Source organism: Microbacterium neimengense (assembly GCF_054782995.1).
Map to the genome: position 1 here is coordinate 206,634 of NZ_BAAGRK010000002.1, position 14,672 is coordinate 221,305.

The 14,672-nt window shown below is 69.0% G+C and carries 12 protein-coding genes; 7 read left to right on the forward strand and 5 right to left on the reverse strand.

Features of this window, described 5'->3' with window-relative positions; genetic code table 11:
* Window positions 1-83 precede the first annotated feature (83 nt).
* The 7 genes from ACYVJS_RS02385 to ACYVJS_RS02415 all read left to right on the forward strand — a co-directional run bounded on the left by ACYVJS_RS02385 (window position 84) and on the right by ACYVJS_RS02415 (window position 8,451).
* The gene (locus ACYVJS_RS02385; RefSeq protein WP_460737417.1) at window positions 84-1,598 is read left to right on the forward strand and encodes an ABC transporter ATP-binding protein; all 1,515 of its coding nucleotides are present in this window, start codon (window positions 84-86) and stop codon (window positions 1,596-1,598) included.
* Window positions 1,595-2,908 carry an ABC transporter permease gene (locus ACYVJS_RS02390; RefSeq protein WP_460737419.1) on the forward strand — a complete coding sequence of 438 codons (1,314 nt, stop codon included), beginning with the start codon at window positions 1,595-1,597 and terminating at the stop codon, window positions 2,906-2,908. The genes ACYVJS_RS02385 and ACYVJS_RS02390 overlap by 4 nt, the downstream gene beginning before the upstream one ends.
* Window positions 2,905-4,209 (forward strand): ABC transporter permease, encoded by a 1,305-nt coding sequence (locus ACYVJS_RS02395; RefSeq protein ID WP_460737421.1) that lies wholly within the window; start codon window positions 2,905-2,907, stop codon window positions 4,207-4,209. Before ACYVJS_RS02390 ends, ACYVJS_RS02395 begins: the two co-directional genes overlap by 4 nt.
* A 30-nt stretch (window positions 4,210-4,239) precedes the next feature.
* Window positions 4,240-4,641, forward strand: a complete 402-nt coding sequence (locus ACYVJS_RS02400) for a cytidine deaminase (RefSeq protein ID WP_460737423.1) — start codon at window positions 4,240-4,242, stop codon at window positions 4,639-4,641.
* Complete coding sequence (locus ACYVJS_RS02405) at window positions 4,638-5,930, forward strand: thymidine phosphorylase (protein WP_460737425.1); 1,293 nt, start codon at window positions 4,638-4,640, stop codon at window positions 5,928-5,930. Before ACYVJS_RS02400 ends, ACYVJS_RS02405 begins: the two co-directional genes overlap by 4 nt.
* Before the next feature lie 31 nt (window positions 5,931-5,961).
* On the forward strand, window positions 5,962-7,077 hold the full coding sequence (locus ACYVJS_RS02410) for an adenosine deaminase (RefSeq protein WP_460737427.1): 1,116 nt from the start codon (window positions 5,962-5,964) through the stop codon (window positions 7,075-7,077).
* Window positions 7,078-7,536: 459 nt separating this feature from the next.
* Window positions 7,537-8,451, forward strand: coding sequence for a hypothetical protein (locus ACYVJS_RS02415; protein ID WP_460737429.1), 915 nt, complete (start codon window positions 7,537-7,539; stop codon window positions 8,449-8,451).
* Between the two features lie 266 nt (window positions 8,452-8,717).
* Here ACYVJS_RS02415 and ACYVJS_RS02420 read toward each other — a convergent pair whose 3' ends face one another.
* The 5 genes from ACYVJS_RS02420 to ptsP all read right to left on the reverse strand — a co-directional run bounded on the left by ACYVJS_RS02420 (window position 8,718) and on the right by ptsP (window position 14,664).
* Complete coding sequence (locus tag ACYVJS_RS02420; RefSeq protein ID WP_460737431.1) at window positions 8,718-9,485, reverse strand: alpha/beta hydrolase; 768 nt, start codon at window positions 9,483-9,485, stop codon at window positions 8,718-8,720.
* Between the two features lie 86 nt (window positions 9,486-9,571).
* On the reverse strand, window positions 9,572-10,717 hold the full coding sequence (locus tag ACYVJS_RS02425) for a mannitol-1-phosphate 5-dehydrogenase (protein WP_460737433.1): 1,146 nt from the start codon (window positions 10,715-10,717) through the stop codon (window positions 9,572-9,574).
* Window positions 10,714-11,145 (reverse strand): PTS sugar transporter subunit IIA, encoded by a 432-nt coding sequence (locus ACYVJS_RS02430; RefSeq protein WP_460737435.1) that lies wholly within the window; start codon window positions 11,143-11,145, stop codon window positions 10,714-10,716. Before ACYVJS_RS02430 ends, ACYVJS_RS02425 begins: the two co-directional genes overlap by 4 nt.
* Window positions 11,146-11,259: 114 nt before the next feature.
* Complete coding sequence (locus tag ACYVJS_RS02435; protein ID WP_460737437.1) at window positions 11,260-12,948, reverse strand: PTS mannitol transporter subunit IICB; 1,689 nt, start codon at window positions 12,946-12,948, stop codon at window positions 11,260-11,262.
* Window positions 12,949-12,984: 36 nt separating this feature from the next.
* A complete protein-coding gene (gene ptsP, locus ACYVJS_RS02440; protein WP_460737439.1) occupies window positions 12,985-14,664 on the reverse strand; it encodes a phosphoenolpyruvate--protein phosphotransferase in 1,680 nt (559 codons plus the stop codon).
* Window positions 14,665-14,672: the final 8 nt, after the last annotated feature.

Consider the following 14,672-nt stretch of genomic DNA (forward strand, 5'->3'; position numbering starts at 1 on the left):
GGGCGAGTGGCTATCCAGCCGCTCGCCCCGAGTCCCGTTCCGACGCCTTCGACAGGCAATTTCGACCCAGGTAGGGTGCATCTATGAAGCTCGAGCTCCGCGGGATCACCAAGAGATTCGGCAGCCTCGTCGCCAACGACCACATCGATCTGGTGGTCGAGCCCGGCGAGATCCACGCGCTGTTGGGCGAGAACGGTGCCGGTAAGTCCACGTTGATGAACGTGCTGTACGGCCTGTATCGCGCCGACGAGGGCGAGATCCTCCTGGACGACGTCGTCCAGAACTTCCGCGGCCCCGGCGATGCCATGGCCGCCGGCATCGGCATGGTGCATCAGCACTTCATGCTCATCCCCGTCTTCACCGTCGCCGAGAACGTGATGCTCGGACACGAGAGCACGAAAGCTCTCGGTCGCCTCGATCTCAACGCCGCCCGACGGCACGTGCGCGACGTAGCGCAGCGCTTCGGCTTCGAGATCGATCCGGACGCCCTCGTGGGCGACCTTCCCGTCGGCGTACAGCAGCGCGTCGAGATCATCAAGGCGCTCTCCCGCGACGCGAAGGTCCTCGTGTTCGACGAGCCCACTGCGGTGCTGACGCCGCAGGAGACCGACGAACTCATGGCGATCATGCGCCAGCTGCGCGACGAGGGCACCTCCATCGTCTTCATCACGCACAAGCTGCGTGAGGTCCGCGAGGTCGCGGACCGCATCACCGTCATCCGACTCGGCAAGGTCGTCGGCGAAGCGTCGCCGACCGCGACCAACACCGAGCTCGCCTCCCTCATGGTGGGGCGTGCTGTCGAGCTCACCGTCCAGAAGGAGCCGCCGACGCTCGGCGAGGGGGGCCTGAAGGTCAGCGGGCTGCGTGTTCTCACCTCCACCGGTGCGATCGTCGTCGACGGCGTCGACTTCGACGTGCGCCCCGGAGAGGTGCTCGCGGTCGCCGGGGTCCAGGGCAACGGCCAGACCGAACTCGTCGAAGCGATCGTCGGCCTCGCGGCGCGCGTCGAGGGCTCGATCAGCCTCGATGGCACCGAGCTGGTCGGCAAGAGCGTGCGAGCGATCCTCGACGAGGGTGTCGGGTTCGTTCCGGAGGACCGGAAGGAAGACGGCCTGGTCGGCGGTTTCTCGGTCGCCGAGAACCTCGTGCTCGATCGTTCGTCCGACCCCGCTTTCGCCCGCGGCGGCACGCTGCGCCGCCGCGCCCTGGATGCGTTCGCGCGCGACCGTATCCAGGAGTACGACATCCGCACCCGCGGCCCGGAGACTCCCGCGGGCACGTTGTCGGGTGGAAACCAGCAGAAGGTGGTCATCGCGCGCGAGATGAGCCGCGACCTGCGCCTGCTGGTCGTCGCTCAGCCCACCCGCGGCGTCGACGTCGGATCCATCGAGTTCATCCACAAGCGCATCATCGAGACGCGGGATGCCGGCATCCCGATCGTCGTGGTCTCGACCGAGCTGGATGAGGTCAGCGCCCTCGCCGACCGCATCGCCGTGATGTACCGCGGCACCGTCGTCGGCATCGTCCCCGGCGACACGTCCCGTGACACCCTCGGCCTCATGATGGCCGGCGCAACCGACCCGGAGGTGGCCGCATGAGCGGTTCGACGCCCACGAGCGACGGGAGCGCGCGCCCGAGCGATGGTGAGGCCGAGCTCCCGCGCGCGACCGGTCCGCTGACCGGCGAGGAGATCGCCCCCACGCGATCCGGCATCTTCCTGCGTGAGCTCATGCGCGGCAGCGCGGTGACGACGCTGCTCGCGATCGTGCTCGCCATGATCGTCGGCGGCGTCCTCATCGCCGTCACCAACGAGAATGTGCAGGCCGCATCCGGTTACTTCTTCGCGCGGCCGGGCGACACCTTCGTGGCCATCTGGCAGGCCGTCTACAACGGCTACGAGGCACTGTTCCGCGGAGCGATCTTCAACGCCCGAGGTGCGGACTTCGCGGCGCAGATCCGGCCGTTGACGAACGCGCTGGGCTTCGCGACGCCGCTCATCGCGGCGGGTCTCGGCGTGGCCCTCGCCTTCCGCGCGGGGCTCTTCAACATCGGCGCCCGCGGTCAGATGCTCATCGCGGCCATGTTCGCAGGACTGTTCGCCTTCAACCTCGATCTGCCCCTCTGGCTGCACCTGCCCATCACGCTCGTCGCGGGCATCGTCGGCGGGGCGCTGTGGGGCGGCCTGGTGGGTCTGCTGAAGGCCCGCACGGGTGCCCACGAGGTGATCCTCACGATCATGCTCAACTACGTGGCGTACTACCTGCTGCTCTGGATGCTGCGAACCCCCGGTCTGCTCCAGATGGAGGGGACCAACCAGCCCATCACGAAACCGACCCCCGAGTCGGCGCAGTTCCCCGACCTGCTGGGGCCGCAGTTCCCGCAGCTCAACTGGGGCTTCGTCGTGGTCATCGCGGCGACCGTCTTCGTGTGGTGGCTCATCGAGCGCTCCAGCCTCGGCCTGCGTCTGCGGGCAGTGGGGGAGAACCCGCACGCCGCGCGTGCGGCGGGCATGAGCGTCGATCGCCTCTACATCTACGCGATGCTCTTCGCGGGCGGTCTCGCCGGTCTCGCGGCGATGAACCAGATCCAGGGAACCGTGACGACCGGATTCGGCGCCACGATCGACGCCGGCATCGGCTTCGACGCCATCACGGTCGCCCTGCTCGGGCGCAGCCGCGCCTGGGGCACGTTCGCCGCGGGAATCCTGTTCGGCGCGCTGAAGGCCGGATCCTTCTCGATGCAGGCCCAGGGCATCCCGGTGGACATCGTTCTCGTCGTGCAGTCGCTCATCGTGCTCTTCATCGCCGCGCCGCCGCTGCTGCGCGCGGTGTTCTTCCTGCCCAAATCCGATGCCGAGAAGGCCGCCAAGGCGCGAGCCAAGGCCGCGAAGAAGGCGGTGGCCGCGTGAGCGCTCCGATCTCTGAAAACGCCACGGCGCAGCTCGAACAGAGCGACGGCACGATCCACCTCGCCGTCGTCAAGCAGCGTCATTTCAAGGGCCCCATCGTGCTGGCCGCGGTCGTCGCCCTGCTGGCGGCGCTGTTCGGCCTCTCTCCGCGCGACGGCACGTCTTCGTTCCGCCTCGGCGACCCGTCGCAGGCGCTGGCCTTGGCGGATGTGGGCGTGCCCACGGCCGTCACATCGTGGCTGGTATGGGCGGTTCTGCTGGTTCTGACGCTCGTCGCCTTCTGGCTCGCGTGGTCGTACCGTCGCCAGCCTCTCTGGCTGACCATCGCGTTCAGCATCCTCGGCGTCTTCGCGTTCCTCGTGTGGGCCGGTGCCGACGGGCTCGTCCCGGTTCCGAGCCTGCTCTTCGGCGCCGTGTCGCTGTCGGTTCCGCTCGTGTTCGGCGCCCTCGGCGGCGTGATCGGAGAGCGAGTCGGTGTCGTCAACGTCGCCATCGAGGGACAGCTGCTGCTCGGGGCGTTCTCCGCGGCGCTGCTGTCCAGCATCACCGGCAACCCCTTCATCGGGCTCATCGGCGCCATGATCGGCGGCGTTCTCGTGTCGTTCGTGCTCGCCGCGTTCGCGATCAAGTACCTCGTCGACCAGGTCATCGTCGGTGTCGTGCTCAATGTTCTGGTCACTGGGCTGACGGGATTCCTGTACGGGGCCCTGCTGGCACCGAACGAGGACCAGCTGAACCGCCCCGAGCGCTTCACTCGGCTGCAGATCCCCGGTCTCAGCGAGATCCCCGTCATCGGGCCGGTGCTGTTCAACCAGACGTTCATCGTGTACTTGATGTTCATCACGGTCGCGCTCGTGGCCTGGGGGCTGTACCGCACTCGTTGGGGGCTCCGCCTGCGCGCCGTCGGCGAGCATCCGCAGGCCGCCGACACGGTGGGGATCAAGGTGAACGCCTCGCGGTTCTGGAACGTGTCGCTCGCCGGCGCGATCGCCGGCATCGGCGGGGCGTACTTCACGCTGGTGTCGGTGCCGCAGTTCGGCAAGGACATGACCGCCGGCCTCGGCTTCATCGCCCTCGCCGCGGTCATCTTCGGCCGTTGGGACCCGATCCGCGCGACGCTCGCGGCATTGCTGTTCGGGTTCGCCACGAACCTGCAGAACCTGCTGACGATCCTCAAGACGCCGATCCCCAGCGAATTCATGCTCATGCTGCCCTACGTCGTGACGATCCTGGCCGTGGCCGGCTTCGCCGGGCAGATCCGGGGCCCCGCCGCTGCGGGCAAGCCGTACATCAAGGGCTGAGGCCCGCATCCGCTTTCTCGAGAGGACACCGTGACCGACATCGACTGGGACGAGCTGCGCACCGCCGCCACCGAGGCCATGCAGCGCGCCTACGCGCCCTACTCCCGTTACAAGGTGGGCGCGGCCGCGCTCGTCACCGACGGGCGGATCGTCTCGGGCTGCAACGTCGAGAATGCCTCCTACGGCGTCGGACTGTGCGCGGAGTGCGGGCTCGTCTCGGATCTGAACATGACGGGGGGCGGCCAGCTCGTCGCGTTCGTGTGTGTGAACGGCGACGGCCAGACGATCATGCCCTGCGGTCGCTGTCGTCAGCTGCTGAACGAGTTCGCACTGCCGGGGATGCTGCTGGAGACGGTGTCGGGCATCCGCACGATCGATGAGGTCCTGCCCGACGCGTTCGGCCCCCGCGACCTCGAGGAGTATCGCCGATGAGCGCCGTCGAGCCCTTCGACGCCGTCGATGTGATCCGCGCCAAGCGCGACGGACGACCCGTCGACGAAGCAGCGCTCCGGTGGATGATCGACGCCTACACGCGGGAGTACGTGACGGACGCGCAGATGTCCGCCTTCGCGATGGCCGTGCTGTTGAACGGCATGAGCCGGGACGAGATCCGCGTGATGACCGACGCGATGATCGCCTCCGGTGAGCGGATGAGCTTCACGGCGCTGTCCAAGACCACGGTCGACAAGCACTCCACCGGCGGCGTGGGAGACAAGATCACCCTTCCACTGGCGCCGCTGGTGGCGGCATTCGGTGTCGCGGTGCCGCAGCTCTCGGGACGCGGCCTCGGGCACACGGGTGGCACGCTCGACAAGCTCGAGTCGATCCCGGGGTGGCGCGCCGCCCTGTCCAACGACGAGATGTTCGCGCAGCTGGACGACGTCGGCGCCGTGATCTGCGCCGCGGGCTCGGGGCTCGCACCCGCCGACAAGCGCCTGTACGCGCTGCGTGATGTCACGGGCACCGTCGAGGCCATCCCGCTGATCGCGTCGAGCATCATGTCGAAGAAGATCGCGGAGGGCACCGCATCCCTCGTCCTCGACGTGAAGTTCGGTTCGGGCGCCTTCATGCAGGACATCGACAGGGCTCGCGAGCTCGCGCGCACGATGGTCGCACTCGGCAACGACTCGGGCGTTGCGACGACGGCCCTGCTCACCGACATGAACAGCCCGCTGGGTCGGGCGATCGGCAACGCGAACGAGGTGCGCGAGTCGGTGGAGGTGCTCGCCGGCGGGGGCCCTGCCGACGTCGTCGAACTGACGGTCGCCCTCGCCCGCGAGATGCTGACGCTGGCCGGTCAGCCCGACGCGGACGTCGAGGCGGCGCTGAAGGACGGTCGGGCCATGGACGTCTGGCGTCGCATGATCATCGCGCAGGACGGCGACCCGGATGCCGCGTTGCCTGTCGCCCGCGAGACGCACACCGTGCTCGCCCCCCGTTCCGGCGTCGTCACTCGCCTGGAGGCGCTGCCGTTCGGCATCGCCGCCTGGCGGCTGGGCGCGGGACGCGCACGCCCGCAGGACGCCGTGGTGCACGCTGCCGGCATCGACCTGCACGCGCAGCTCGGTGAGCGCATCGAAGCGGGTCACCCGCTGTTCACCCTGTCGGCGGAGGATGCTGCACGTTTCCCGCGCGCTCTCGAGGCGCTCGAGGGAGCATGGGACATCGGCGATGCGGCACCGGCCGCATCCGCCCGCGTCGCAGAACGCATCACCGCCTGAGAATCACCGCCACCAGCGAGGAGCACCCCCCATGCCTATCGACCAGAACGGCGATGCCACCCTCGACGGAGTGTCGCTGCGGAGTCTGCCCAAGATCTCCCTGCACGACCACCTCGACGGCGCCGTGCGCCCCGACACCATCATCGAGCTGGCGGAGGCCGCGGGTGTGCCCGTGCCCGAGAGCGACGGCGACGACCTCGCCGACTGGTTCGCCGAGTCGAGCGACTCGGGATCGCTCGTGGAATACCTCAAGACGTTCGATCTGACGACATCGGTGATGCAGACGAGGGAGAACCTCACGCGGATCGCGCGTGAGTTCGTCGAGGACGCGGCCGCCGACGGCGTGATCTATGGCGAGGTGCGCTGGGCTCCCGAGCAGCACCTGTCGGGCGGCCTGTCGCTCGAAGAGGTCGTCGAGGCCGTGCAGGAGGGGATCGAAGAGGGTGAGGATGCGGCCGCGGACGCGGGAAGCGACATCCGCATCGGTCAGCTCATCACCGCGATGCGCCACACCGACCGTTCGCTGGAGATCGCCAAGCTCGCCGTCGCCTTCCGTGACCGCGGCGCCGTCGGGTTCGACATCGCCGGGCCGGAGGACGGGTTCCTGCCGTCGCGCCACCGCGAGGCCTTCGACTACCTCGCCTCCCAGTTCTTCCCCGTCACGGTTCACGCCGGCGAGGCTGCCGGATTGGACTCGATCCGCTCGGCGCTCCTGGACGGACGCGCCCTGCGTCTGGGGCACGGTGTGCGCATCGCCCAGGACCTCGAGGTCGTCTCGCGCGAGGGGGACGTCGTCGAGGTCGTTTTCGGAGACCTGGCGCGCTGGGTGCGCGACCGGGAGATCCCGCTCGAGCTCTCGCCGAGCTCCAACCTGCAGACCGGTGCGATCGCGGCCTGGGGCGAGGAGATGGCGGACCATCCGTTCGACCTGCTCTACCAGCTCGGCTTCGCCGTCACGGTGAACGTCGACAACCGCACGCAGAGCCGCACCTCGCTCACCCGCGAGCTGGCGCTGCTGGTGGAGGCGTTCGACTACGGTCTGGACGACCTCGAGACCTTCCAGATCAACGCCGCCGCGGGCGTGTTCCTCCCGGTCGAGGAGCGCGAGGAGTTGATCGACCTCATCAGCGACGGCTTCGATCGCTGAGCCTCGATGCGGCGGATGCCGCCCCGGCGGCATTGGGTTCGGCGCTCTTCCACCCCGTGTCTCAATCGTTCACCGTCGCTAGGCGTCGGGCGTGAACCGGTGAGACACGGAGGCGGCTGCTTGGTGGCTCCGACTCTCCGTGTCCCACTTGTTCACGTTTTTGGTGTGCGTGGGGTGCAGGAGTGAGACACGGATGCGGGTACCTGTCGGCGCTCTCGCTCCGTGTCTCGATTGTCCACGGTTTCGGGTCGTTGAGCGTGAACCAGTGAGACGCGAGTGCGGGTGCCTCGGGTGCTTGGCTCACTGATTTACTTTCAGCGCCTCTCGAGCGTGAACGACTGAGACCCGTGTGTGGCCGTCGGCAAGACGGGCCCTCCCCAAGTGTGTGAGTTCGGCGGGTCGCCGACGATGCGCGCGAGCGGGGGGAGACGCGGTGCGTTGCCGTGATGGGATCTGCGGATGACCGACGCGGCGTTCCCGACCTCCGCCTTCTCCTATAGATCCGCGCGGGAGGCCGGAATCGGACGCGGGGTTCTCCAAGGGAGCCGGTTCATCGCACCGTTCCATGGCGTGCGTGCGGAGCGGCCGGAGCCGCATCCGAAGATCGACGAGCTCATCCGGCTGTGCCATTGGTATCTGCCCCGTCTGCGGGAGGGGCAATTCTTCAGCCACGCCACGGCACTCGCCCTCTACGGCGCCACGGTTCCGGCGCCGGATGCGCGGGCGGTGCACGTCTCGGTGCACCGGCCCGCCTCCCCGCCGCGGACCCGCGGTGTGAACGGCCACCGTCTGCAGCAGCGGGACCCCGGCATCCGCCTGCTCGGTCGGCTTCCTGTTGAAGCTCCCGAGAGAGCCTGGGTGCAGGCATCCCGAACCTGGATGACGGATGACCTCGTCGTCGCCGCCGATCACCTCGTGCGTCGCGACCGTCCCGTCACCACCATCCGGGCGCTGACGACCGAGGCACTGCGGATGCGCGGCGACGTCCTCGGCGAGCCGCTGTCACTCATCCGGGAGGGGTCGGAGTCTGGGCGGGAGACGCTGTTGCGTCTGGTGCTGGTGCGCGCGGGACTACCCGAACCTGAGCTCAACCTGCCGCTTCGGGACGCACAGGGACGCACCATCGCGCGTCTGGATGAGTCGTTTCCTGCATACCGTGTGGCCGTGGAGTACGACGGGCGTCAACACGCGTTCAGCGTCACGCAGTTCCGCCGCGACGCGGATCGCTGGGACGCGATTCGGGATGCGGGATGGCACCTCGTCCGCATCCTGGATCACCACCTCTCACCCGACCCGGGAATCGCGGTCGCCAAGGTACGTGCAGCGCTCATCGCACGGGGCTGGACGGACCGGGGGTCGCGGTCCGCGCTCTGACCTCGGCGCGCTCGGTGCGTGTCTCAAATGTTCACGCACTTGGAGCCTGCGGCGTGAAGGAGTGAGACGCGCTGGGGCTCGGCTGAGCTGCGTGTCTCGACCGTGCACGGTCTTTATGTGTGCCAGGTGAATTGGTGAGGCACGGACGCGACAGGGTGCGCTGCGCGTCTCAGGCGTGCACGCACTTGTGGCCCGGGACGTGAAGGAATGAGACACGGGATGCTGGATGCCGCGCCCGACGGGGCGCTGCCGCCGGGGGCACGGGGTCAGCGAGGCAGCGACGCGGCGAAGTCGGTGACGAGCTCCGTCACCCGCCGGGTCATCTCAGCCTCGCCGATCGTGGGCGTGCCGTCGCCTGCCTGCGGGCCGTAGGCGCCGAAGGATGCGTGCGACGCGCCGTCGATCTCGACGAACTGGGCGTCGGCCGGAAGAAGATGCGCGGCATCCCGGATCTTCGCCGGGGTCGACAGTCCGTCCTCGCTGCCGCCGATGCTGAGCACGGGGAGCTCCGTCGCCGACACGTCGTTCGCGCAGTAGGAGGCGAAGAGCACGAGTGCGTCCGCATCCGTTGCCAGCTGGCAGGCACGCACGCCGCCGAGCGAGTGGCCGCCCACCATCCACGTGTCGACGCCGGGCGCGAGGGAGGTGAACGCGTCGAGCGGTCGCGGATCGAGGAACGCGAGGTTGTACCAGGGGCGTGTGATCACGACCGTGATGCCGTCGTCCACGAGACCTGAGAGCGTGGCTGCATACGCGATCGGCTCGACTTTGGCGCCCGGGATGAACACGAGCCCCACCTCGGATGAGCCGGATGCGGGGGAGAGGACGATCGCACCGGCCTGTTCGTCGAGGGTGATCGCCGTGTCGGCGCGAACCGCGTCGAGAGGCCCGGGCTCGGCAGCCATGACGCCCACCTGTCCCCAGATGAGCACGCCCAGAACGCCGGCTACCACGAGTGCGCCCAGGCCGCCGAACGACCATGCCAGAGCCCGTCGGATGCGGCGGCGAGGACGAGAAGGCGAGGGATCGGGCACCGGTCCAGGCTAGAGGCAGCTGGCCGTGAGAATGCGGCGATCCCCGCACCCGTCGGCGGACGGGTGCGGGGATCGTAAGCGGATGCTCAGACCGCCTGGTGTGCTGCGACGACGTCGCGCACGGCGGCGAACAGCGGATGCTGTGCCTCGAGCCCTGTGACCTCGGTCGTGAACGCGGCGGCGCTCTTCGTGCCCAGCAGACGCTGCAGCTCGACGGCCTCCGGATCTTCGGGGGAAGAGAAGGAGAGCGCGGCACCCATGGTCGCAACGAGAGCCTCGGTGGACAGCCCGCGCTCCGCCGCCTCCGCGGCGGGGCCGACGAAGCGCTCGTGGCGCGAGAGCTTGCGCAACGGCTGACGGCCCACGCGCCACACCGTGTCGGGCAGGGCCGGGTTACGGAAGCGGGACAGGATCGTCTCCCGGTAGCGGGCGAGCTCGTCGGGCGCGAACTCATGCTTTGCGATGAGCACGGCGGACGTCTCGGCGAGCGTCGCGGAGACGGCCGCGGCGATCTCGGCGGAGGCGAGCGCATCCGAGATCCGCTCGATGCCCGCGCGCGCGCCGTAGTAAGCGGTCGCGGCGTGGCCCGTGTTCACCGTGAAGAGCTTGCGCTCGATGTACGGCGCCAGGTCGTCCACGAAATGCGCGCCCGGGATGCGGGGCAGCTCGCCCTGGAAAGGCGCCTGCTCGATCGCCCATTCGTAGAAGGGCTCGACGACCACGTCGACACCGGCATCCGCCGGCTGGCCCGGCACGATGCGGTCGACCGCGGTGTTCGCGAACACGGCACGCGCGGACAGTGCCGACCAGTCATCGCCTGCCTGCTCCTCGATGTGCGCGCGCAGCTGGTCGGTGGCGCCGATCGCGTTCTCGCAGGCCATCACCTGCAGCGGTGCGAGGGTCTCGTCGCGCTGGGCGAGTCCGGCGCGGATCAGAGGAGCCACGAACTTCAGGATCGTGGGGCCTACCGCGGTCGTGACGACGTCTGCCGACGCGATCTCGTCGACGACGGCCTGCGGGTCTTCCGCGCTGTTGAGCGCCCGGAAGCCGGTGACCACGACATCCGTGCCTCCGTCGCCGACCTCGTGAACCGTGTAGCTGTCGACGGCGTTGATCGCATCGACGAGCCCGGCCGACACGTCGGAGAACACAACCTCGTAACCGCCCTCGTGCAGGAGCAGACCGACGAAGCCGCGGCCGATGTTGCCGGCGCCGAAGTGGACGGCCTTCATGCGTTCACCGACGCGAGCAACTCGTAGAGCTCCTCGGGCGTCGAGGCGGCCTTGAGACGCGCGACGTCGTCCTCGTCGGAGAAGAGCAGCGCGATCTGCGACAGGATGTCGAGGTGCTCGTCGCCCTTGCCGGCGATGCCGATTACGAACGACACGGGGTTGCCGTCCCAGTCGATGCCGCCGTCGTAGCGGACGACGGACAGACCGGAGGCGAGGATCTCGTCCTTGGTCTCGTTGGTGCCGTGCGGGATCGCGAGCTCGTTGCCCATGTAGGTCGAGACGGCCTGCTCGCGCTGCTGCATGGCGTCGAAGTACCTGCCCGTGACCGCCCCCGCGGACTCGAGGATGTCGGCCGCTTCGCGCATCGCCTCATCGCGGCTCGCGCCGCCCGAGTGGATGCGCACCTGTCCGATACCGAGAACTGCCATGATTCTTCCTTTCCCGTTCCTGCCGCGCGCTGCCTGCTCACGGCACCGCGGGCATCTCGTGCCCGCGGGACGCGGATGCGGGTCGCACGAGGTGTGCGACCCGCATCCTGTGGGTCAGCCCTGCTGACCATCCTTCTGCTGATCGACCACCAGGTCCACGACCTCTTCGTACTTCGGAGAGTTCATGAAGTTGTCGACCGAGACGTGCACAGCTCCCGGCGTCTGCTTGCGCGCGCGGTCGGTGAGCTGGTTCTGCGTGATGACCAAGTCCTCGCTGCCGTCGAGGTTCGCGATCGCCTTGTTGGTGACCGTGACGCCTTCGACGCCCGCCTTCTTGATCTTGTTGCGCAGCACGCTCGCGCCCATCGCGGAGGAGCCCATGCCGGCGTCGCACGCGAAGACGATGTTGGTGACCTTCGTCGTCGTGAGCAGGCCGCCGTCGGCCAGGCCGCCGGTCTCCACCTCGGTCTCGAGCTTGTCGAGCACCTCGTTGGCCTCGCGTGCGGCGACCGCATCCGAGGAGTTCGAGGCGCGCAGGGCGTCCATGGCGGCGGACGACTTGCCCTTGTTCGCCTCGGTCTGAGCGATCGCCGCGCCGAACGTGTCCGCCTCGGCCGCGAGGTCGCGCTTACGCGAGGCCCGCAGGATGATCGCCGTCAGGATGAAGGTGACCGCCGCGGCGATGAGCACGGAGAGGAACACGATCAGCAGGTTGCCGACGCCCGGGCCGATGGCCGCAGCTCCCACGGCGATGATGCTGCCGGGGGCCGCGGGGAAGGCGAGACCGCCGCCGAGCACCATGTTGGTGGTCACGCCGGCCGCGCCACCCGCGATGAGCGCGAGGATGGTGATCGGCTTGCTCAGCGCGTACGGGAAGTAGATCTCGTGGATGCCGCCGAAGAACTGGATGATCGCCGCGCCCGGAGCCGAGGCCTTGGCCATGCCGACGCCGAAGAACGAGAACGCGAGCAGGAGTCCGATGCCGGGGCCGGGGTTGGCCTCGATGAGGAACAGGATGCTCTTGCCGACCTCGTCCGCCTGCTGGATGCCCAGCGGAGTGAACACGCCGTGGTTGATGGCGTTGTTGAGGAACAGCACCTTGGCCGGCTCGACGATGATCGACACGAGCGGCAGCAGGTTCAGCGAGACCAGCCAGTTCACCGCGCTGCCGAGGCCCTCGCTGATGGCCAGGAAGACCGGACCGAACGCGAAGAAGCCGATGATCGCGAGGATCATGCCGAGGATACCGGCGGAGAAGTTGTTGACCAGCATCTCGAAGCCGGGCTTGATCTTGCCGTCCCACAGCTTGTCCATCTGCTTGGTGATCCAGGCCGCGATCGGGCCCATGATCATCGCGCCGAGGAACATCGGGATGTTGGTGCCGAGGATGACACCCATGGTGGCGATGGTGGCCACCACGCCGCCGCGCTCGCCGTAGACCATGCGGCCCGCGGTGTTCGCGATCAGCAGCGGGAGCAGGTACGTGACCATGGCCCCCACGAGGCCCGCGTAGGCCTGGAAGGTGCCGCCGTCGCCCTGGGCGAGCGCGGTCATCGCGCCGTTCCACCCGATGACGGCCGAGTCGCCGCCACCGCCGATGATCTCGGAGACGGGGTACCAGTGCCAGCCGAAGGGGCTGTCCACGCCGAAGAACCCGGCGGGGATGAAGAGCATCGTGATGAAGCCCCAGGCGATGAAGGCCGCGATGTTGGGCATGATCATGCCGGAGAGGAACGTGCCGAATCGCTGGACTGCGACCCGGGCTCCTCCCGGCTGCTTGACGGGAGCTGACGTCGTCGTCATGAGACTGTCTCTTTCTACTCTTTGCGTGAAGGGGTGTTACAGGGTGGGCGTTGCGGCCGCACGAGCGGCGTCGCGTGCGGACGCGGCGTCATCGGCGGACAGGGCGGCCTCGGCGATGCGGCGGGCATCCTCGAGGGTGTACTTCAGGAGGGTGGCGCGCACGTCCGCCAGGGCGGTCGGGGCCATCGAAAGGCTCGTCGCGCCCAGGCCGACCAGGACGACGGCCAGCAGCGGGTCGGCTGCCGCCTCGCCGCAGATGCCGACCGGCTTGCCGAGTTCCTTTCCGGCGCGACCGGTGATCCCGATGAGCCCCAGAACAGCGGGGTGCCACGGGTCCTGGAAACCGGCGACAGAGCCCAGCAGACGGTCGGCGGCCAGCGTGTACTGGGTCAGGTCGTTCGTCCCGATGGACGCGAAGTCGGCGTGCTTGAGCACGCGGTCGGCGAGCAGAGCGGACGAGGGGACCTCGACCATGACGCCGGCCGTCTTGATGCCGAACTCGCGAGCGAGTTCCACGAAATAGGTCGTCTCCTCGACGGTGGCGACCATCGGTGCCATGACCCAGAGGTCAGCGGGTTCACCGGATGCGGCGACGGCCGCATCCGCTTCGCTGAGGGCTGTGAGCTGCTCGCGCAGGATGTCCTCGTTCGCGCGGAGGGCGCGCAGTCCCCGGAGCCCGAGCGCGGGGTTCTCCTCGTGTGCATCGTTGAGGAAGGCGAGCGGCTTGTCGGCGCCCGCGTCCAGGGCGCGGACGACGACCTTCTTGCCGCGGAATGCGGAGAGCAGGCGCGTGTACGACTCGCGCTGCTGGGCGACCGTGGGCGCGTTGGCGGAGCTGAGGAACAGGAACTCGGTCCGGAACAGGCCTACGCCCTCGGCACCCAGTGCGACGGCCTCGGCGGCTCCCTCGGGATTTCCGAGGTTGGCCAGAAGCGGCACCGCGGTGCCGTCGGCGAGAGCGCCCGCGGTGATCGGGGCGGATGCGGCCGAGGCGCGCGCGTCGGCGCGGTTCTGCGCGCGACGCAGTTCATCTTCGGTCGGGTCGGTGGTGACCACGCCTGCGGCTGCGTCCACGATGACGACCTGGTCGTCGATGAGGTCTGCGGCGCCGGCGGCGCCCACGATGGCGACGATGCCCTTCTCTCGGGCCAGGATCGCGGTGTGCGAGGTGGGGCCGCCCTCGCTCGTGACGAGCGCGAGCACCTGGTCGAGATCCAGCAGCGCGGTGTCGGCGGGAGCGAGGTCGGTCGCCACCAGAACGTAGGGGTGCCCCGGCTCAGGGAGGCCGGGTGCCGCGACGCCTTGCAGGCGGGCGATCACGCGCTGGGCGACGTCGTCGAGGTCCGCGGCGCGCTCGCCGAGGTAGCCGCCGACGGCGACGAGGGTGTCGCGGAAGCTCGCGAAGGCGTCGTACACGGCGCGCTCGGCCGTGGCGCCCGCGGCGAGACGTGTGTCGACCTCGGATTCCAGTGCCGGATCCTCGGCCATCATCGCCTGGGCCTCGAGGACGTCCTGCGCGGCACCGCCGGCGGTGGCGCCGCGCTGCTCCAGCTCACGGGCGACCGCCGCGACGGCTTCTCTCACGCGCGCCGTCTCAGCCGCGACATCGAGCGTCGACGGCTCATCGGCGGGCGCGGGAAGGGGCGCTGCCATGCGGGCGACGGGTCCCTGCGCGACGCCGAGTCCGATACCGACTCCGGGAATGGTGGTGCTCATGGTGTCTC

Coding starts and splice junctions, on each gene's coding strand:
- ACYVJS_RS02385 (WP_460737417.1), top strand. CDS start 84: ATGAAGCTCGAGCTCCGCGGGATCACCAAGAGATTCGGCAGCCTCGTC.
- ACYVJS_RS02415 (WP_460737429.1), top strand. CDS start 7,537: ATGACCGACGCGGCGTTCCCGACCTCCGCCTTCTCCTATAGATCCGCG.
- ptsP (WP_460737439.1), bottom strand. CDS start 14,664: ATGAGCACCACCATTCCCGGAGTCGGTATCGGACTCGGCGTCGCGCAG.
- ACYVJS_RS02410 (WP_460737427.1), top strand. CDS start 5,962: ATGCCTATCGACCAGAACGGCGATGCCACCCTCGACGGAGTGTCGCTG.
- ACYVJS_RS02405 (WP_460737425.1), top strand. CDS start 4,638: ATGAGCGCCGTCGAGCCCTTCGACGCCGTCGATGTGATCCGCGCCAAG.
- ACYVJS_RS02435 (WP_460737437.1), bottom strand. CDS start 12,948: ATGACGACGACGTCAGCTCCCGTCAAGCAGCCGGGAGGAGCCCGGGTC.
- ACYVJS_RS02430 (WP_460737435.1), bottom strand. CDS start 11,145: ATGGCAGTTCTCGGTATCGGACAGGTGCGCATCCACTCGGGCGGCGCG.
- ACYVJS_RS02425 (WP_460737433.1), bottom strand. CDS start 10,717: ATGAAGGCCGTCCACTTCGGCGCCGGCAACATCGGCCGCGGCTTCGTC.
- ACYVJS_RS02390 (WP_460737419.1), top strand. CDS start 1,595: ATGAGCGGTTCGACGCCCACGAGCGACGGGAGCGCGCGCCCGAGCGAT.